At 60.9% G+C, this 17332-nt stretch carries 21 protein-coding genes; 13 read left to right on the top strand and 8 right to left on the bottom strand.

The window, feature by feature from the left end; genetic code table 11:
* The first annotated feature begins 139 nt into the window (after positions 1 to 139).
* Both J4E63_RS18895 and J4E63_RS18890 read left to right on the top strand, forming a co-directional pair.
* Complete coding sequence (locus J4E63_RS18895; protein ID WP_207282951.1) at positions 140 to 1684, top strand: EAL domain-containing protein; 1545 nt, start codon at positions 140 to 142, stop codon at positions 1682 to 1684.
* A gap of 224 nt (positions 1685 to 1908) precedes the next feature.
* Positions 1909 to 2274 (top strand): histone-like nucleoid-structuring protein, MvaT/MvaU family, encoded by a 366-nt coding sequence (locus J4E63_RS18890; RefSeq protein ID WP_058544518.1) that lies wholly within the window; start codon positions 1909 to 1911, stop codon positions 2272 to 2274.
* A gap of 108 nt (positions 2275 to 2382) precedes the next feature.
* Here J4E63_RS18890 and J4E63_RS18885 read toward each other — a convergent pair whose 3' ends face one another.
* On the bottom strand, positions 2383 to 2919 hold the full coding sequence (locus J4E63_RS18885) for a DUF4946 domain-containing protein (RefSeq protein ID WP_060741673.1): 537 nt from the start codon (positions 2917 to 2919) through the stop codon (positions 2383 to 2385).
* Positions 2920 to 3114: 195 nt separating this feature from the next.
* Between J4E63_RS18885 and gloA the strand changes: the two genes are divergently transcribed.
* Positions 3115 to 3636: a lactoylglutathione lyase gene (gene gloA / locus J4E63_RS18880; protein WP_192261040.1), complete on the top strand. Its 522-nt coding sequence runs from the start codon at positions 3115 to 3117 to the stop codon at positions 3634 to 3636.
* A gap of 174 nt (positions 3637 to 3810) precedes the next feature.
* Here the strand turns inward: gloA and ahpF are convergent, their stop codons facing one another.
* From ahpF to galU, 4 genes are all read right to left on the bottom strand, one after another.
* A complete protein-coding gene (gene ahpF / locus J4E63_RS18875) occupies positions 3811 to 5373 on the bottom strand; it encodes an alkyl hydroperoxide reductase subunit F (protein ID WP_207282950.1) in 1563 nt (520 codons plus the stop codon).
* Positions 5374 to 5497: 124 nt separating this feature from the next.
* Positions 5498 to 6061, bottom strand: a complete 564-nt coding sequence (gene ahpC / locus J4E63_RS18870; RefSeq protein ID WP_047227636.1) for an alkyl hydroperoxide reductase subunit C — start codon at positions 6059 to 6061, stop codon at positions 5498 to 5500.
* Positions 6062 to 6317: 256 nt separating this feature from the next.
* Complete coding sequence (gene gorA, locus J4E63_RS18865; RefSeq protein ID WP_207282949.1) at positions 6318 to 7673, bottom strand: glutathione-disulfide reductase; 1356 nt, start codon at positions 7671 to 7673, stop codon at positions 6318 to 6320.
* Between the two features lie 298 nt (positions 7674 to 7971).
* Positions 7972 to 8811 (bottom strand): UTP--glucose-1-phosphate uridylyltransferase GalU, encoded by an 840-nt coding sequence (gene galU, locus J4E63_RS18860; protein ID WP_003182953.1) that lies wholly within the window; start codon positions 8809 to 8811, stop codon positions 7972 to 7974.
* A 234-nt stretch (positions 8812 to 9045) separates the two neighbouring features.
* On the opposite strand from galU, the gene J4E63_RS18855 reads away from it, so the two are divergent.
* Together J4E63_RS18855 and J4E63_RS18850 are read left to right on the top strand one after the other, a co-directional pair.
* Positions 9046 to 9258 (top strand): hypothetical protein, encoded by a 213-nt coding sequence (locus tag J4E63_RS18855; protein WP_072411522.1) that lies wholly within the window; start codon positions 9046 to 9048, stop codon positions 9256 to 9258.
* Between the two features lie 115 nt (positions 9259 to 9373).
* Positions 9374 to 9655 (top strand): hypothetical protein, encoded by a 282-nt coding sequence (locus J4E63_RS18850; RefSeq protein ID WP_053122949.1) that lies wholly within the window; start codon positions 9374 to 9376, stop codon positions 9653 to 9655.
* Positions 9656 to 9678: 23 nt separating this feature from the next.
* On the opposite strand, the gene J4E63_RS18845 is transcribed toward J4E63_RS18850, so the two are convergent.
* Both J4E63_RS18845 and J4E63_RS18840 read right to left on the bottom strand, forming a co-directional pair.
* On the bottom strand, positions 9679 to 9909 hold the full coding sequence (locus J4E63_RS18845) for a hypothetical protein (protein WP_207282948.1): 231 nt from the start codon (positions 9907 to 9909) through the stop codon (positions 9679 to 9681).
* A gap of 108 nt (positions 9910 to 10017) precedes the next feature.
* A complete protein-coding gene (locus tag J4E63_RS18840; protein ID WP_092196636.1) occupies positions 10018 to 10368 on the bottom strand; it encodes a hypothetical protein in 351 nt (116 codons plus the stop codon).
* Positions 10369 to 10570: 202 nt separating this feature from the next.
* On the opposite strand from J4E63_RS18840, the gene J4E63_RS18835 reads away from it, so the two are divergent.
* The 5 genes from J4E63_RS18835 (at position 10571) to ada (ending at position 13930) form a co-directional block, all read left to right on the top strand.
* Positions 10571 to 10873: a DUF1883 domain-containing protein gene (locus J4E63_RS18835; protein ID WP_003182962.1), complete on the top strand. Its 303-nt coding sequence runs from the start codon at positions 10571 to 10573 to the stop codon at positions 10871 to 10873.
* 28 nt (positions 10874 to 10901) lie between these two features.
* Positions 10902 to 11072 carry a hypothetical protein gene (locus tag J4E63_RS18830; protein WP_170866872.1) on the top strand — a complete coding sequence of 57 codons (171 nt, stop codon included), beginning with the start codon at positions 10902 to 10904 and terminating at the stop codon, positions 11070 to 11072.
* 301 nt (positions 11073 to 11373) lie between these two features.
* On the top strand, positions 11374 to 12102 hold the full coding sequence (locus J4E63_RS18825) for a 2OG-Fe(II) oxygenase (protein WP_207282947.1): 729 nt from the start codon (positions 11374 to 11376) through the stop codon (positions 12100 to 12102).
* A complete protein-coding gene (gene alkB / locus J4E63_RS18820; protein ID WP_207282946.1) occupies positions 12089 to 12769 on the top strand; it encodes a DNA oxidative demethylase AlkB in 681 nt (226 codons plus the stop codon). Before J4E63_RS18825 ends, alkB begins: the two co-directional genes overlap by 14 nt.
* A gap of 87 nt (positions 12770 to 12856) precedes the next feature.
* Positions 12857 to 13930: a bifunctional DNA-binding transcriptional regulator/O6-methylguanine-DNA methyltransferase Ada gene (gene ada, locus J4E63_RS18815; RefSeq protein WP_060741665.1), complete on the top strand. Its 1074-nt coding sequence runs from the start codon at positions 12857 to 12859 to the stop codon at positions 13928 to 13930.
* Here the strand turns inward: ada and J4E63_RS18810 are convergent.
* Complete coding sequence (locus J4E63_RS18810) at positions 13894 to 14382, bottom strand: GyrI-like domain-containing protein (protein WP_192261034.1); 489 nt, start codon at positions 14380 to 14382, stop codon at positions 13894 to 13896. The two genes, ada and J4E63_RS18810, sit on opposite strands and share 37 nt — an antisense overlap.
* Positions 14383 to 14531: 149 nt before the next feature.
* Between J4E63_RS18810 and J4E63_RS18805 the strand changes: the two genes are divergently transcribed.
* The 3 genes from J4E63_RS18805 to modB all read left to right on the top strand — a co-directional run bounded on the left by J4E63_RS18805 (position 14532) and on the right by modB (position 17330).
* On the top strand, positions 14532 to 15605 hold the full coding sequence (locus tag J4E63_RS18805) for a nitronate monooxygenase family protein (RefSeq protein ID WP_207282945.1): 1074 nt from the start codon (positions 14532 to 14534) through the stop codon (positions 15603 to 15605).
* Between the two features lie 291 nt (positions 15606 to 15896).
* Positions 15897 to 16649, top strand: a complete 753-nt coding sequence (modA, locus tag J4E63_RS18800) for a molybdate ABC transporter substrate-binding protein (protein WP_207282944.1) — start codon at positions 15897 to 15899, stop codon at positions 16647 to 16649.
* Positions 16650 to 17330: a molybdate ABC transporter permease subunit gene (gene modB / locus J4E63_RS18795; RefSeq protein WP_060741661.1), complete on the top strand. Its 681-nt coding sequence runs from the start codon at positions 16650 to 16652 to the stop codon at positions 17328 to 17330.
* The last annotated feature ends 2 nt before the right edge of the window (positions 17331 to 17332 follow it).

Below are 17332 nucleotides of genomic sequence, written 5' to 3'. Positions count from 1 at the left end.
AGCGAGCTTGCTCGCGATGGCGGTGGGTCAGCTTGCAACAATTGCGGGCCTGCCTACAGACAGGCAAGTCACCGACAGGCCATCTATCATGGTCGGCATCCGACGCTCCCCTCATCCCCCTTTTCCTCAGGTTGTGCCGATGCCCTTGACCGCCACCCGTTCGCACACCCGGCCCCGTCGCTATCTGGTCACCCTGCTTTGCGGCCTGGTGCCGATCCTGTCGGGGCTGGTCATTTTGTACATGCAAGCCGAACGGACGCTGGCGCAACACACCCGGCAGACCGCCGAGGAGTCGGTCAGGCAGATCGAACTGATGCTCGACAACACCGCGTTGGCGGCCCGTGAACTATTGCCCCTGGCCGGCCAGCCCTGCGAAGCGGTAAAGCTGGCCTTGCGCGAGCAAGTGACGCGCCGGCCCTTTGTCCGCTCGACCAACCTGATCTGGGACAACAACCTCTATTGCAGCTCGCTGTTCGGGGCGTTCGAGGAACGCGTCAACCCGAGCGACTATCACCAGGGCACGCTGTGGCTCCTGGACGGCAACCCGGTGACGCCGGACGCCGCGTTGCTGATCTACCGGCTCAATGAGGGCCGGCAAGGCGCCTTGGCCACCCTTGACGGGTATCACCTGGCCAACGTCCTGCGCCTGATCGGCCGCCAGACCCGGCTGCGATTGCAAGTCGGGCCGAATTGGCTGGCGGCGGACGGCAAGGTCCAGCCAGCCCCCTTGCCCGGGTCGCCGGTGGCCCAGACCGAACTGGGTTCAGCGCGCTACGCCTTCAATGTAGAAGCCGGATTCGACGAGGGTGAAACCTGGCGCTACATGGCCAGGGAATATCCGCCGCTGTTCAGCCTGCTGATCTTCTTCGGCGTTGTGGCCGGGACGCTCGGACACTGGCTGCAACAGCGCGCCTCGTCTCCCAGCCGTGAATTGCAACGGGCGCTGGAAGCCGGCGAGTTCGTGCCCTACCTGCAACCGGTCGTGCACAGCGACAGCAAACGCTGGGCCGGCGTCGAGGTGCTGATGCGCTGGAACCATCCCAAGGAAGGCCTGGTCCGCCCGGATCTGTTCATACCCTTCGCCGAACACAGTGGCGTGATCGTGCCAATGACCCGCGCGCTGATGCAGCAAACCATGCACCTGCTAGCGCCGCTTGCGCCTCACCTCGAAGCGCCGTTTCATGTCGGCATCAACATCACTGCCCGCCACTGCCAGGATCTGGCGCTGGTGGACGATTGCCGCGAGTTTCTCAATGCCTTCGCGCCGGGTGCGATGACCCTGGTACTGGAGTTGACCGAGCGCGAGCTGATCGAACCGCCCCCCGTGACCCGTCAACTGTTCGACCAACTGAGGGATTTGGGCGTCAAGATCGCCCTCGACGATTTCGGCACCGGGCATTCCAGCCTGGCGTACTTGCGCCAGTTCAATGTGGACTTCCTGAAGATCGACCAGAGTTTTGTCGCGATGATCGGTGCCGACGCCCTGTCGCGCCACCTCCTCGATAGCATCATCGAACTGTCGGGCAAGTTGGACCTTGATATGGTTGCCGAGGGCGTCGAAACCGTCGAACAAAGCGACTACCTGAGCGCCCATGGGGTGAACTTTCTACAAGGCTATCTATTTGGCCGACCGATGAGCGGGCAGGCATTCGTCGAGACCTTGACCGGCACTAATGGCAGTTAACTGCCGTCGATCTATTGACGATGTCCTGCCAATTGATAAAAGCGTTTACTGTTGTTACATAACGAAAAAGTTACGATTTACACTTTCTGGATTAACTACTACAATTTTTCTACCTGTGCCACATAACAGGAGAGAGTCATTAACACCGAGTCGCTTCAAGGCGCTTGGCTTATAGCTTTGTTTGCGGTTGGTATCAGCCAAATATTTTGATTGGAGTAATCATTTTGTCCAGACTCGCTGAATTTCGTGCAGCCGAAAAGGCCCTTCAAGAACAGCTCAAGCAGCTGGAATCGCTGAAGAACGATGCCGGGCTCAAGAAGGAAATCGAATTCGAGGAAAAGCTCCAGGGACTGATGAAAACCTACGGCAAGAGCCTGCGCGATATCGTCGCGATCCTCGATCCGAACCCGTCCAAGGCGAGCCTGCAATCGACCAAGCCCACCAAGACACGCCGCGCGCGAGTGGTGAAGGTTTACCAGAACCCGCACACCGGCGAGTTGATCGAGACCAAGGGCGGTAATCACCGCGGCCTGAAAGCCTGGAAAGAACAGTACGGTGCGGCGACCGTCGATTCTTGGCTGCGTGGTTGACAGTGCTTGGCTGACAACCCCCAAGACGCAAAAAAGCCCTGAATACTCAGGGCTTTTTTATGGGCTGGACTTTAGGATTAAACCCATTGGCGTATTACGCTGAAGGCGTCATAGTTTCAAACTGTTTCGCACCGACTGTATTTCATCCTGGCTTTCAACAAACACCTGTGCCTGCCCTGCATAGGACAGCACATAAGCCTTGCCCTCATTTAGTGCCGCGACGAGTGCCTGAGACAATACATGTCGTCCGTTTTGCGTGATCGTGCAAGTGGTTTCCAATGCAGTTACGCCGCCCAACATTGAGGCATGGACCTTAGTGCATACACTTTGGTAACCGCCTTGGAAAAAATCCTTCTGGATTGACTTGCGCATTTCCAGCAATACGCCTTGCAAGTTGACCTGATGATCGGGCTCGACGGGGGTGGTGGTCAGTTCCATGACCATCACGGCATTGCCTGCCGGATCACTTTTGGTTGCCCGTTGGCGCAGGGTTCCGGGTGGCGCCGAGGCCGACGCGTCTGCCGGCAGCGGTTCGACAACCCAGCCCTGGGGCCACAGGATCTGCGGTTCGGCGGCCTGGGCACCACCGACACTCGCAACACTGGCAAACAGCAGGACAAACAGCGAAAGGAACGGTCGAATCATTGCGAGGCCACTCAAGGACGAATCGTAAAGTCTGAAGCCCGGGGCAGCACCAGGCAATAGCCACGTGTGGTTTGGCGATGCCGCGCCCCTTGCGTATCATGGGCGCACCTGCAAGGAAGCCGTCTGACGCAAGCCCAGGAACCGTCGCGACCACGCTTGCGACGCCGTTTGCCCCACTTATTTTCCGGAGGGCCCATGAGCCTGCACGAACTCAATACTTTCCCTGGCGTCACCGCACAACCTGACGCCGCCACGGCCAGATTCGTCTTCAACCACACCATGCTGCGGGTCAAGGACATCACTAAGTCCCTGGATTTCTACACCCGCGTGCTGGGTTTCTCGCTGGTGGAAAAACGCGACTTCCCGGAAGCCGAATTCAGCCTGTATTTCCTGGCGCTGGTGGACAAGAACCAGATCCCGGCGGACGCGGCGGCGCGTACCGAATGGATGAAATCGATCCCTGGCATCCTGGAACTGACCCACAACCACGGCACCGAAAGCGACCCGGCGTTCGCCTACCATAACGGCAACACCGACCCACGGGGTTTCGGCCACATCTGCATCTCGGTACCGGACGTCGTCGCAGCCTGCGAGCGCTTCGAAGCACTGGGCTGTGACTTCCAGAAGCGCCTGACCGATGGCCGCATGAAAAGCCTGGCCTTCATCAAGGACCCGGATGGCTACTGGGTCGAAATCATCCAGCCGGCGCCGCTGTAAGTTGTACTGATGCCCATTGTGGGAGCGAGCTTGCTCGCGATGAGGCAGCACATTCAGCATTGATGCAAGCTGATCCACCGCCATCGCGAGCAAGCTCGCTCCCACAGAATGATGGTCGATAAAAAACCCCATGAGCCATGGCCCATGGGGTTTTGTCTTGCCGCTTTGGGCTGTTTATGCCGGCGCGGAAGTGCGGATCAGGTGGTCGAAGGCGCTCAGCGAAGCCTTGGCGCCCTCACCCACGGCGATCACGATCTGCTTGTACGGCACAGTGGTCACGTCACCGGCGGCGAACACGCCTGGGATCGAGGTCTCACCACGGGCATCGACGATAATCTCCCCCCTCGGCGACAGCTCGACGGTGCCTTTGAGCCAATCGGTGTTAGGCAACAGGCCGATCTGCACAAAGATCCCTTCCAGCTCCACGTCCCGCACTTCACCGCTCGGACGGTCCTTGTAGCGCAAGCCATTGACCTTCTGGCCGTCCCCCGTCACTTCGGTGGTCTGGGCGTTGGTCACCACTGTCACGTTCGGCAGGCTGTGCAGCTTGCGCTGCAACACCGCGTCGGCACGCAATTGCACATCGAACTCCAGCAACGTGACGTGGGCCACGATACCGGCCAGGTCGATCGCCGCCTCGACGCCGGAGTTACCACCGCCGATCACCGCCACGCGCTTGCCTTTGAACAGCGGGCCGTCGCAGTGCGGGCAGTACGCCACGCCCTTGTTGCGATATTGCTGCTCGCCCGGCACGTTCATTTCGCGCCAGCGGGCACCGGTCGCCAGGATCACGGTCCTGGCCTTGAGGCTCGCACCACTGGCGAACTTGATTTCATGCAGGCTGCCATCCTTGCCCGGCAGCAAGGCGTCGGCACGCTGCAGGTTCATGATGTCCACGTCGTACTGCTTGACGTGTTCTTCCAGGGCAACAGCCAGTTTCGGCCCTTCGGTTTCCTGGACCGAGATGAAGTTTTCGATGGCCATGGTGTCGAGCACCTGGCCGCCGAAACGTTCGGCCGCCACACCGGTGCGGATGCCTTTACGGGCCGCGTAGATCGCCGCCGAAGCGCCAGCCGGGCCGCCGCCGACCACCAGCACATCGAAAGCATCCTTGGCGCTGATTTTCTCAGCCTGGCGTTCGATGCCGCTGGTGTCGATCTTGGCGAGAATCTCTTCCAGGCCCATGCGGCCCTGGCCGAAGTTCACGCCGTTCAGGTAAATGCTGGGCACGGCCATGATCTGGCGTTCATCGACTTCGGCCTGGAACAGCGCGCCGTCGATGGCGACGTGGCGAATGTTCGGGTTCAGCACCGCCATCAGGTTCAGCGCCTGGACCACGTCCGGGCAGTTCTGGCACGACAGCGAGAAATACGTCTCGAAGTTGAACTCGCCTTCAAGGGCGCGAATCTGTTCGATGACCTCGACACTGGCCTTCGATGGGTGGCCGCCGACTTGCAACAGGGCCAACACCAGCGAAGTGAATTCGTGGCCCATGGGAATGCCGGCAAAACGCAGGCTGATATCGGCTCCCGGGCGGTTCAACGAAAACGACGGCTTGCGCCCATCGGTACCGTTGTCGAGCAAGGTAATCTGGTGGGAAAGACTGGCAACTTCTTGGAGTAACGCGAGCATTTCCTGGGATTTCGCACCGTCGTCGAGGGAGGCGACGATCTCGATCGGCTGGGTGACCCGTTCCAGGTATGACTTCAACTGAGCTTTAAGATTGGCGTCCAACATACGGGCGATTTCCATTTTGTGAATTCAGAAAAAAACAACGCCCGAGCGAATCTCGCCCGGGCGTTTTTTGGGGCGAAGCGGCTTACTTGATTAAGAGCGGATCGCCCTCGGATGACTCACAGACTTAGATCTTGCCGACCAGGTCCAGGGACGGAGCCAGGGTAGCCTCGCCTTCTTTCCACTTGGCTGGGCAGACTTCGCCCGGGTGAGCGGCAACGTACTGAGCGGCCTTGACCTTGCGCAGCAGCTCGGAAGCGTCGCGGCCTACACCACCGTCGTTGATCTCGACGATCTTGATCTGGCCTTCAGGGTTGATCACGAAAGTACCGCGGTCAGCCAGGCCGACTTCTTCGATCAGCACGTCGAAGTTGCGGGAGATGACGTGAGTCGGGTCACCGATCATGGTGTACTGGATCTTGCCGATGGCTGGCGAAGTGTTGTGCCAGGCGGCGTGGGCGAAGTGAGTGTCGGTGGAGACGCTGTAGATCTCGACGCCCAGTTTCTTGAATTCGGCGTAGTTGTCGGCCAGGTCTTCCAGCTCGGTTGGGCAAACGAAGGTGAAGTCGGCTGGGTAGAAGAACACGACAGACCATTTGCCTTTCAGGTCGGCGTCCGACACCTGGACGAATTCGCCGTTTTTGAAGGCGGTAGCGTTGAACGGTTTAACTTGGCTGTTGATGATAGGCATCGATGTTTCTCCATCAGGGTTGAGAAGTTGATGGAGGGAATCTTAACCACTCATCCCCCGGCTGGCTCATTGGCAAACCTGATGTGAATGATTGGTTTTGGCTATCAGGAATCTATATAGATAGAAAAAATCTGTGGGCGCTGGTGGAGGCTGCGATCTTCCGCTTGGGACTCAAGTGTCTGGGGAAAGATCGCAGCCTCGTTTCACTCGTCAGCTCCTACGTTTCTACGTTTCTACGCAACGGCTAAGGGCCACGTCAGGCGACGGGCGTACGCATCGTCACGAACTCTTCGGCGGCGGTCGGGTGCACGCCGATGGTCTCGTCGAAGTCGCGCTTGGTGGCACCGGCCTTGAGGGCGATGGCCAAGCCTTGGACGATTTCACCGGCATCCGGGCCGACCATGTGGCAACCCAGGACCTTGTCGGTCTGGGCATCCACCACCAGTTTCATCAGGGTGCGCTCCTGGCAGTCGGTCAAGCTCAGCTTCATCGGCCGGAAACGGCTTTCGAAGATCTCGACCTCATGCCCCTCTTCCTTGGCCTGCTCCTCGGTCAGGCCCACCGTGCCGATGTTCGGCAGGCTGAACACGGCGGTGGGGATCATCCGGTAATCCACCAGTCGATACTGCTCGGGCTTGAACAGACGCCGCGCCACCGCCATGCCTTCGGCCAGGGCCACAGGGGTGAGCTGGACGCGACCGATCACGTCGCCAATGGCCAGGATCGACGGTTCGGTGGTCTCGTATTTTTCGTTGACCTTGACAAAACCCTTCTCGTCCACCGCGACGGTGGTGTTCTCCAGGCCGAGATTGTCGAGCATCGGCCGCCGGCCGGTGGCGTAGAACACACAGTCGGTGATTAACGTTTTGCCATCCTTGAGCTCGACCCTCAGGCTGCCATCGTCCAGTTTTTCGATGGATTTGATGTCGGCGTTGAATTGCAGGTCCAGGCCACGACGGGTCAGTTCTTCCGCCAGGTGCTTGCGCACCGCACCGTCGAAACCGCGCAGGAACAGTTCGCCGCGATACAGCAACGACGTCTGCGCGCCCATGCCGTGGAAGATCCCGGCGAACTCCACCGCAATGTAGCCACCGCCAACCACGATGACGCGCTTGGGCAGTTCCTTGAGAAAGAACGCCTCGTTGGAGCTGATGGCGTGCTCGCGCCCCGGAATGTCCGGGATCACCGGCCAGCCGCCGGTGGCGATCAGGATATGCCTGGCGGTATGACGCTGGCCGTTGATCTCGACCTCATGGGGCCCGGTCAGCCTGGCGTGACCTTCGTGCAGCACGACCCCGCTGTTGACCAGCAGGTTGCGGTAGATGCCGTTGAGGCGATTGATCTCCTGGTCCTTGTTGGCGATCAGCGTGGTCCAGTCGAAACTCGCCTCGCCCGCCGTCCAGCCATAGGCCGACGCTTGCTCGAAGTCCTCGGCGTAATGCGCGCCATAGACCAGCAGTTTTTTCGGCACGCAGCCCACGTTGACGCAGGTCCCGCCCAGATAGCGACTTTCCGCCACGGCCACCTTTGCCCCAAAACCGGCGGCGAACCGCGCAGCCCGCACACCACCGGAACCGGCGCCAATCACATACAAGTCAAAATCGTAGGCCATTTTCTATCTCCTTCGGCAGGTCATCAGCATACCTGCTGTTTTCACTTGAGGCAGCGTTGCGGTGGGTTATGGGGGCGGAAAACGAAAAAGCCAGCCGGACTGGATTGAGCGCAATTCCTGTGGGAGCGAGCTTGCTCGCGATGGCGTCGGATCAGCAGCATTGGTATTGACTGGCACACCGCTATCGCGAGCAAGCTCGCTCCCACAGGGGGTTTGCTTGTGTGATTGGCGAGACACTTTTCCCCGCGCAAAAAAACGCCCCGAACCAGTCGGGGCGTTTTTCAAGGCGCGGCGGCTATCAGTAAGCCTTGCCGGTCTTGTAGAAGTTCTCGAAGCAGAAGTTGGTCGCGTCGATGTAGCCTTCGGCGCCACCGCAGTCGAAACGCTTGCCCTTGAACTTGTAGGCCATGACGCAGCCGTTCTGGGCCTGCTTCATCAGGGCGTCGGTGATCTGGATTTCGCCGCCCTTGCCTGGCTCGGTCTGTTCGATCAGGTCGAAGATGTCCGGGGTCAGGATGTAGCGACCGATGATCGCCAGGTTCGACGGTGCGTCTTCAGGCTTTGGTTTTTCAACCATGCTGTGAACACGGTAGATGTCGTCGCGGATCATTTCGCCGGCAATCACGCCGTACTTGTTGGTTTCCTGCGGATCGACTTCCTGGATCGCCACGATGGAGCAGCGGAACTGCTTGTACAGCTTGACCATCTGGGTCAGGACGCCGTCGCCTTCGAGGTTGACGCACAGGTCGTCCGCCAGGACCACGGCGAACGGTTCGTCGCCGATCAATGGGCGACCAGTCAGGATCGCGTGGCCCAGGCCTTTCATTTCGGTCTGGCGGGTGTAGGAGAACGAGCACTCATCTAGCAGTTTGCGGATGCCGACCAGGTATTTTTCCTTGTCGGTGCCTTTGATCTGGTTTTCCAGCTCGTAGCTGATGTCGAAATGGTCTTCCAGCGCGCGTTTACCACGGCCAGTCACGATGGAGATTTCAGTCAGGCCCGCATCGAGAGCTTCTTCGACGCCGTACTGGATCAGTGGCTTGTTCACCACCGGCAGCATTTCTTTGGGCATGGCTTTAGTCGCTGGCAGGAAGCGAGTACCGTAACCGGCTGCTGGGAACAAGCATTTCTTGATCATATAAGTCCTTGAAAAGGCGGTGTGTACGAGTTTCGGCGCAGTCTAATCAGGCGACGGGCACCTTACAATGCCCGCACTGGCCAACCGATGCCATCATAGAGAAATAAAAAACGGCGGATAGTTCAATCGCCTTTCGTTTCGATGGCTGCAGCGGTCCACTGTACGCCAGTGAGCACTGTTTGCGAGCATTTGACGTATCATGGCGTCCTTGATCACGCCAATTGAGGCAGTTAGATGTCGGCAAGAAACGCAAACGGTTATTCGGTCAGCCAGGGCAAGGACGGCCAGTGGTGGATTATCAACTACCACGGTGAGCAGGTCGCCGGTCCCTTGCCTAGCAAGGCCATGGCAGTGGAAGTGGCTGCGGTATTCCAGGACGAACGCGCTGCCCCAGCGACGAATGAACGCGAAAGCGCGCCCGCACGCAGCCCCCGCCGCAAGAAATAACCAGACCGGCCTCTAGTAGATGCCACCCGGGCATCGAACGAGGCGGGTTTAGCTGTACCGCAATGGCCATTCGCTATAATCTCGCCGTTGCCCTTTCCTCCTCGATGACGATCCCATGAAGACACTTCTGGCGCTGTTTACAGTCCTGGCCCTGGCGGGCTGTGCCTCGGCCGAAAAAACCTATCTCGATAATGGCGAACAGGGCTTGGCCATCGACTGCTCGGGCGAGGCCAATTCCTGGGCGACTTGCTATGAAAAGGCCGATGCGTCCTGTGCCGGCACCGGCTACCGCATCGTCGGCACCGACGGCACGCCCCAGGCCAAGGAAAGCGAGAAGACCCTGGGCGTCGACGTCGGCAACTTCAGCAGCCGCAGTGTCGTGGTGGTCTGTAAGTAAGCGAGTGTCCTGCTATTAGGACACTAGATGTGGATCTCGGCGGTCTTGATGCCCAGCCCGCGTATGGTCTCGATCAGGTCATCGAGTTGGCTGAAGGACTCGACTTCGTCCTGCTCATCCACCAGGAAAAAACTGCGCCCTGCGCTTTTCTTGAAGAACACGACCCATTCGTCCGGGCTCGCCGGGTTCTGAATCACGTGGGTGGCATAAATAAGGCCTTCTGCATGGCGCTCGCGCACCTGCTCGCGTTTCATCGACTGACTCCATGAATGACAATGCCGCCAACGTTGCCGTGGCGGCATTTTTTGTCGAGGGCGCCAGTCTATCCGATGGCCGGCCCGCTCGTCAGGCGCTGACGGTGTTCAGCCGGAAATACAAGCGTTGGCCGCATCCTGCACATCGCCCGGACGCACCGGTACGTTGGACATGCTTTCGTGCAGCTTGATGCTGCTGCCACTGGAACGTTCGTCAATGTCGAACACCGCCGCCGGCAAGCTCGACAGTTTGCCCGGGACGATCAGCCGCACGCCGTTCTTGTGCGGCTCCATTTGCAGCGAGCCACGGCTGCTGGCCAGCTTGTCGGCAACGCACTTGGCATATTCGTGTGGTTTCTTTCCGGAGATGACGCTCATGGTGGGAGGCGTCTGGTTGATGTCCGATACCGATGCACATCCACTCATGGCCAATGCCAACACCCACACGCTGCGCTTCATATGTTTCCTCCAATAAAGATCCTCCGACAGTGCAGACGCCGTTTTGCTCCGGTGCCGCACCGCTTTTTTTCCCCGCCACCTGCGATAAATGAACAAAGCCTGGAGCGCGGGCCGGATATTAACACTCGAGGCTGATAAACTGCGCCTCATTGCCCCTTGCTATCGTTTTGATTTTGTAGAAAAAGCCCTTCTGGAGGCGCCCATGAAATTCATTCACCAGCGCGAGCACCTGAACGAAGACGACATTGTCGTCATCGAATGCTCCCAAATGTGCAACATTCGTTTGATGAACGACGCCAACTTCCGCAGCTTCAAGAACGGTGGCCGGCACACCTATCACGGCGGCGCGTTCGACACGTTCCCGGCCAGGATCACGGCGCCGAGCACCGGTTTCTGGAACATCACCATCGACACCGTCAACCGCCGTGCAATCAGCGTCACGCGCAAGCCGACCCTGACCCACAAGATCAAAATCATCCGGCGTTCCAGCTCGAAACTGAGCTGAGCATCGCCCTTTCAAGAAAGGCAAAACCGTGGCCCAGACGACCAAATACGTCATCAAGTACAAGCTCAACGGCGAACGCCGCTTCGAGTTCGCGCAACTGGAAACCGGCACCGAGGAAGAAGCCCGGGCCGCGTTGCAAAAACTGCATGGCGAAACCGACGATGTAATCAGCGACATCGGCGTCAGCAAAGCGCTGTAAACACTCACCCTGATAATTTTTTGTGGCATCAAGGTGGGCACAATGCTTTTGTGGCGAGGGAGCTTGCTCCCGCTGGGCGGCGAAGCCGCCCCAATTGTCTGGTGCATTCTTGCAGGCAGACCGCGCTGGCAGGTTTTACGATTGCTGCGCAGTCGAGCGGGAGCAAGCTCCCTCGCCACAGGGGATTTGTCGTGCCTGCTGACGGGAGCGACTCAGGACATTGATGCATCGCAAGAACCGGAGTGCTGACCAACGAAACACCCTCCAGACTGACCAATCCTTTGCACCAAGGATTGTCATCATGCCCACTCCCTCGCATCTGCCCTCACTGACCCAACGAATAAATCACCTGGATTGGCCGGCCCTGGAACACAGTCTCGAGCAGGACGGCAGCGCGCTCATCCGCAACCTGCTGCCCGCCACGCAATGTCGAATGCTCAGCGGTCTATACGCAGAGAGCGGGCTTTTTCGTTCGCGGGTGGTCATGGCCCGTCATGGGTTCGGGCGTGGCGAGTATCAGTATTTTCGTTACCCGCTGCCTGACCTGATCCAGCAACTGCGTCAGTCGTTGTATCCGCGGTTGGTGCCGCTGGCGAACCGCTGGAACGCGTGCATGGGCCTTGAGGTGCGCTATCCCGATCAGCATGCCGATTTCATCCAACGCTGCCATGCCGCCGGGCAGCAACGTCCAACACCCTTGTTGCTGCAATACGGTCCGCAGGACTACAACTGCCTGCACCAGGATCTGTATGGCGAGCAGGTGTTCCCCTTGCAGGTCGCGATCCTGTTGTCGGAACCGGGCCAGGACTTTACCGGCGGCGAGTTTGTCCTCACTGAACAACGCCCGCGCATGCAGTCGCGGCCCCAGGTCATCGATCTGAAACAGGGCGACGCCGTGGTATTCGCCGTGCACCAACGTCCGATCCAAGGCGTTCGCGGTTATTATCGGGTGAATATGCGCCATGGCGTCAGCCGCGTGCACAGCGGCAGGCGGCACACCTTGGGAATCATTTTTCATGATGCGCAGTAATGACACACCGATCACATTGGACCTGTTCGCCGACCAGGCGCCCACCACGTCCGGCCAGATCGAACAGATTGGCCAACAATCCTTCGTACTGCGTGGGTTCGCCTTGCCCTGGCTCGACCGTTTGCTACCGGCGCTGGAAAGCGTCCTGCAGGCTGCGCCGTTCCGGCAGATGGTCACGCCCGGTGGCTTTACCATGTCGGTGGCCTTGAGCAGTTGCGGCGCGCTGGGCTGGACCACCGACCGCAGCGGCTATCGCTACACCGCCCATGACCCGCAGACCGGCCACCCCTGGCCCGACATGCCGGCGGTGTTTCGCGAACTGGCCCAGGCCGCCGCCCAGCAAGCGCAGTTCGAGCATTTCGAGCCCGACAGCTGCCTGATCAACCGCTACGTGCCCGGCGCGCGGATGTCGCTGCATCAGGACAAGAACGAACGCTCCCTCGCCGCGCCCATCGTCTCGATCTCCCTGGGCTTGCCAGCGGTGTTCCAGTTCGGTGGCTTCGAGCGCAGCGACAAGAGCCTGCGCATCCCGTTGCTCCATGGTGACATCGTGGTCTGGGGTGGCGTGGACCGGTTGCGTTACCACGGCGTGCTGGCGCTCAAGGAAGGACAACACCCGCGCCTGGGTACCCAGCGGATCAACCTGACGTTTCGCACCGCCGGATGAAGGTGCAGAATTCAACCGCAAGACCCGGAGTGTCGTCACTTGGATGGCTCGCTACTGTAGGCAAAACGGGCCAATGGAATAACGACCATGAACAGCACTTCGAACAATCTTGCCCCTGAACTGGATCCCCGCTGGGCCGCCGTGCTCGCCCGGGACCCGCGCGCCGATGGGCAATTCGTCTATGGCGTGAAAACCACCGGCATCTATTGCCACCCCAGCAGCCTGTCGCGGCTGCCCAACCCGCGCAACGTCGAATTTTTCGACACGCCGGAACAGGCCCAGGCCGCCGGCTACCGGCCCAGCAAGCGCGTGGCCCGGGACCAGACCCAGATCGCTGCCCAACAAGCGGCCCGAGTCGCGGCGGCCTGCCGGCAGATCGAGGCGGCCGAGGAACTGCCAGGCCTGAATGAACTGGCAGCAAGCGCCGGCTTGAGCCCCTTCCATTTTCATCGGGTCTTCAAGGCAGTCACCGGCCTGACGCCCAAGGGTTACGCCGCCGCCCATCGTTCACGCAAGGTGCGCGAACGCCTGGCCGATGGCGGCACGATCACCGAGGCGCTGTACGACGCCGGTTTCAATTCCAACAGCCGCTTCTATGAAGCGGCCGACAAAGTGTTGGGCATGAAACCCGCCGACTACCGCGCCGCCGGGCAGAACACCGACATCCGTTTCGCCGTCGGCCAATGCTCCCTCGGGGCGATCCTGGTGGCGCAAAGCGAGCGTGGCGTGTGCGCGATCCTGCTGGGAGACGATCCGGACGCGTTGGTGCGGGACCTGCAGGACAAATTCCGCCGGGCCAACCTCATCGGTGCCGACCGCGAGTTCGAGCAGTTGATCGCCCAGGTGGTGGGCTTCATCGAAGCGCCGGCCCTGGGCCTGGACCTGCCCCTGGACCTGCGCGGCACCGCCTTTCAGGAACGGGTCTGGCAAGCGTTGCGGGACATTCCCGCAGGCAGCACCGCCAGCTACGCCGAGATCGCCCAGCGCATCGGCATGCCCAAGGCCGTGCGCGCCGTGGCCCAGGCCTGCGGCGCCAACAGCCTGGCGGTGGCGATCCCTTGCCACCGGGTGGTACGCAGTGACGGCAACCTGTCGGGCTATCGCTGGGGCGTGGAGCGCAAGCGTCAGTTGCTCGCGCTGGAGCGCTCGGCCGGGGACTGAACGCCGATGTAGATCGCCACCGAGTCGGGGCTGCCGTAGACCTCGAAATCGGTGGTGAAGCGGCGCAGCGTCTGTGGGTTATCCGCGAAGTAGGCCCAGATCAGGCCCCAGGTCTGGATCACGCAATCGGGCATCGGCCCCTTGGCCGAAAACACCAGGTAATCCCCGCCCTCGATGTCCACGGCGGGGTAGCCTGCGCTGGTCGCATCCACCTGCACCCCGGCCGTCACGTCGAAGTGGCCGGTGGCGTCGGACTCGTAATTGGAATACACCCCGTAGACGAACGACTCCGACTGCCTGGCCGGGATCGTGTCGAACAGCCCTTCGGTGAAGAACCGTTGCCACATCGGGCCGATCCTGGCCGTGTCGGGCTGCTGCTCGTCGGTGTTGCGGGTGCGCACCTGCAAACCGGCCACGGTGAAGGGTTCGACGGTCTTGAGTTTCACGTCCATGGGTCAGGCTCCTTGATAACTGAAGCCCGCATGGTAACCCTCCCGCCGTCGGGATCAAGTTGCGGCGCACGATTGAAAAACTCGACTGGCCCTCGCCGGCCCACACCTGCTAAAAACACTGTTTCCTTCTGCCGTCGGAGACCCCGCACATGAGCCAGTGGCCAGACACTCGCCTTCTTGACCTGCTCGGTATCGAGCTGCCCATCATCCAGGGGCCGCTGGCCGGGGTGACCGGGCCGGCCATGGTGGTCGCGACCTGCAATGCCGGCGGCCTGGGTTCGATGCCGGCGGCGATGCTCGATGTCGAGCAGTTGCGCCAGGCGCTGACGACCATCAGCGAACAGACCGACAAGCCGTTCAACGTGAATTTTTTCTGTCACCAGGCGCCAGCCTTCGACGAACAGCGGGCCGAGACCTGGAAGCAGCGGCTCAAGCCGTACTATCAGGAACTGGGCGTCGACTTCGACGCACCGACCCCGGTGTCCAACCGCACGCCCTTCGATGATGCCGCCTGCCGGGTGTTGGAGGAGATGCGTCCCAAGGTGGTCAGTTTCCACTTTGGCCTGCCGGAAAAATCCCTGCTGGACCGGGTAAAGGCCACCGGTGCGAAAATCCTTTCATCGGCCACCACCGTCGAGGAAGCCATCTGGCTCGAACAGCACGGTTGCGACGCGATCATCGCCATGGGCTATGAAGCCGGCGGGCATCGCGGGATGTTCCTCAGCGACGACCTCAACACCCAGGTCGGTCTGTTTGCCTTGCTGCCGCAGGTGGTGGATGCGGTGAAGGTACCGGTGATCGCCGCCGGCGGCATTGGCGATGCGCGCGGGATTGTCGCGGCATTCGCCCTGGGGGCCTCGGCGGTGCAACTGGGCAGCGCCTACCTGTTCACCCCCGAGGCGAAAATCAGCGCGTCCCACCACCGGGCGCTGCGCACGGCCAAGGAAAGCCAGACCGCCGTCACCAACCTGTTCACCGGCCGCCCGGCCCGGGGCATCGTCAACCGGGTGATGCGCGAAGTGGGGCCGATGAGCCCGCTCGCGCCGGCATTCCCCCTGGCGGGCGGTGCGTTGATGCCGTTGCGCGCCAAGGGCGAAGCGGACTTCAGCAACCTCTGGGCCGGCCAGGCGTTTCCCCTGGGCCGCGAGCTGTCGAGCGCCGAACTGACCCGGCGGTTGGCTGAAGAGGCCCTGGCCCGATTCAACAACCGTGGGCGGTCCTGACGGTCGTCATCGCCTGTCAGGCCGCCATCGCGAGCAAGCTCGCTCCCACAAGGGATAGGGACAACCGGCAAACCTGGACACACCACCGGACCTGTGGGAGCAAGCCCGTTCCACAGGGTTGCGAGGTGAACATAAATCCCGCAATCACCTCCGCCCCCCTGTGGGAGCGAGCTTGCTCGCGATGGAGCCAGCCCTCGCCCCTAGCTGCCCAGGCAAAATGCCACGTTCCGTTTGCCGGCCATTCGCTATATATTCCACTATATAACGACCTGACCTTACGGAGCCTCACCTATGCGCCTCACCCGCTTCGCGCCGTTGCTGTTGATCCCGTTCCTGACTATTGGCGCCGCCCAGGCCGCCGAGGTGCAGGTGGCGGTCGCCGCCAATTTCACTGCGCCGATCCAGGCCATTGCCGCCGATTTCGAAAAAGACACCGGGCATAAACTGGTGGCGGCGTACGGCGCCACCGGCCAGTTCTACACGCAGATCAAGAACGGCGCGCCATTCGAGGTTTTCCTCGCCGCCGACGACACCACCCCGGCCAAACTCGAAAGCGAAGGCGACACCGTCAAGGGCTCGCGCTTTACCTACGCGGTCGGCACCCTGGCGCTGTGGTCGGCCAAGGACGGTTATGTTGACAACCAGGGCCAGGTCCTCAAGCGCAACGACTTCCAACACCTGTCCATCGCCAACCCGAAAGCCGCGCCCTATGGCCTGGCCGCGACCCAGGTGCTGGACAAGCTGGGCTTGACCGATCAGGTCAAAAGCAAGCTCGTCGAAGGCCAGAACATCACCCAGGCCTACCAGTTCGTCTCCACCGGTAACGCTGAATTGGGCTTCGTCGCCTTGTCCCAGGTGTACAAGGACGGCAAAGTGACGGGCGGCTCGGCGTGGATCGTCCCGGCTGAACTGCACGACCCGATCAAACAGGACGCGGTGATCCTCACCAAAGGCCGGGACAACCCCGCCGCCGTGGCCCTGGTGGATTACCTCAAGGGCCCGAAAGCCGCTGCCATCATCCAAGCCTACGGTTACCAACGCTAAATGCCCCTGACCAGCGCCGACTATGCCGCCATCTGGCTGACCCTGAAACTGGCGTCCTTGACCACGGTGATCCTGCTGCTCGTCGGCACGCCCATCGCGTTGTGGCTGTCACGCACCCGCTCCTGGCTGCGCGGGCCGGTGGGGGCGGTGGTGGCGTTGCCGCTGGTGCTGCCGCCAACGGTGATTGGCTTTTATCTGCTGCTGGCATTGGGGCCGAACGGCTGGATCGGCCAGCTCACCCAAGCCCTCGGGTTGGGCACCCTCACCTTCAGCTTTACCGGGCTGGTGATCGGCTCGGTGATCTATTCCATGCCGTTTGTGGTGCAGCCGTTGCAAAACGCCTTCGCTGCCATCGGCAGTCGCCCCCTGGAAGTCGCCGCCACCCTGCGAGCCGGGCCCTGGGATACGTTTTTCAGCGTCATCCTGCCCCTGGCCCGTCCTGGTTTCATCACGGCGGCGATTCTGGGTTTCGCCCACACCGTCGGCGAATTCGGCGTGGTGCTGATGATCGGCGGCAACATCCCGGAGAAAACCCGGGTGGTGTCGGTACAGATCTACGACCATGTCGAAGCCCTGGAATATGCCCAGGCCCACTGGCTGGCGGCAGCGATGCTGGTGTTTTCTTTCCTGGTGCTGCTGGCGCTGTACTCCAGCCGTCGAACCCGTGCCGGTTGGAGCTGATC

The sequence above is a fragment of the Pseudomonas sp. FW300-N2F2 genome (assembly GCF_017351655.1).
Lineage (GTDB): Bacteria > Pseudomonadota > Gammaproteobacteria > Pseudomonadales > Pseudomonadaceae > Aquipseudomonas > Aquipseudomonas fluorescens_AA.
This window is presented reverse-complemented; position numbering and strand designations above follow the sequence as displayed.

Coding starts and splice junctions, on each gene's coding strand:
- J4E63_RS18895 (WP_207282951.1), top strand. CDS start 140: ATGCCCTTGACCGCCACCCGTTCGCACACCCGGCCCCGTCGCTATCTG.
- J4E63_RS18885 (WP_060741673.1), bottom strand. CDS start 2,919: ATGATTCGACCGTTCCTTTCGCTGTTTGTCCTGCTGTTTGCCAGTGTT.
- gloA (WP_192261040.1), top strand. CDS start 3,115: ATGAGCCTGCACGAACTCAATACTTTCCCTGGCGTCACCGCACAACCT.
- ahpF (WP_207282950.1), bottom strand. CDS start 5,373: ATGTTGGACGCCAATCTTAAAGCTCAGTTGAAGTCATACCTGGAACGG.
- ahpC (WP_047227636.1), bottom strand. CDS start 6,061: ATGCCTATCATCAACAGCCAAGTTAAACCGTTCAACGCTACCGCCTTC.
- gorA (WP_207282949.1), bottom strand. CDS start 7,673: ATGGCCTACGATTTTGACTTGTATGTGATTGGCGCCGGTTCCGGTGGT.
- galU (WP_003182953.1), bottom strand. CDS start 8,811: ATGATCAAGAAATGCTTGTTCCCAGCAGCCGGTTACGGTACTCGCTTC.
- J4E63_RS18855 (WP_072411522.1), top strand. CDS start 9,046: ATGTCGGCAAGAAACGCAAACGGTTATTCGGTCAGCCAGGGCAAGGAC.
- J4E63_RS18850 (WP_053122949.1), top strand. CDS start 9,374: ATGAAGACACTTCTGGCGCTGTTTACAGTCCTGGCCCTGGCGGGCTGT.
- J4E63_RS18845 (WP_207282948.1), bottom strand. CDS start 9,909: ATGAAACGCGAGCAGGTGCGCGAGCGCCATGCAGAAGGCCTTATTTAT.
- J4E63_RS18840 (WP_092196636.1), bottom strand. CDS start 10,368: ATGAAGCGCAGCGTGTGGGTGTTGGCATTGGCCATGAGTGGATGTGCA.
- J4E63_RS18835 (WP_003182962.1), top strand. CDS start 10,571: ATGAAATTCATTCACCAGCGCGAGCACCTGAACGAAGACGACATTGTC.
- J4E63_RS18825 (WP_207282947.1), top strand. CDS start 11,374: ATGCCCACTCCCTCGCATCTGCCCTCACTGACCCAACGAATAAATCAC.
- alkB (WP_207282946.1), top strand. CDS start 12,089: ATGATGCGCAGTAATGACACACCGATCACATTGGACCTGTTCGCCGAC.
- ada (WP_060741665.1), top strand. CDS start 12,857: ATGAACAGCACTTCGAACAATCTTGCCCCTGAACTGGATCCCCGCTGG.
- J4E63_RS18810 (WP_192261034.1), bottom strand. CDS start 14,382: ATGGACGTGAAACTCAAGACCGTCGAACCCTTCACCGTGGCCGGTTTG.
- J4E63_RS18805 (WP_207282945.1), top strand. CDS start 14,532: ATGAGCCAGTGGCCAGACACTCGCCTTCTTGACCTGCTCGGTATCGAG.
- modA (WP_207282944.1), top strand. CDS start 15,897: ATGCGCCTCACCCGCTTCGCGCCGTTGCTGTTGATCCCGTTCCTGACT.
- modB (WP_060741661.1), top strand. CDS start 16,650: ATGCCCCTGACCAGCGCCGACTATGCCGCCATCTGGCTGACCCTGAAA.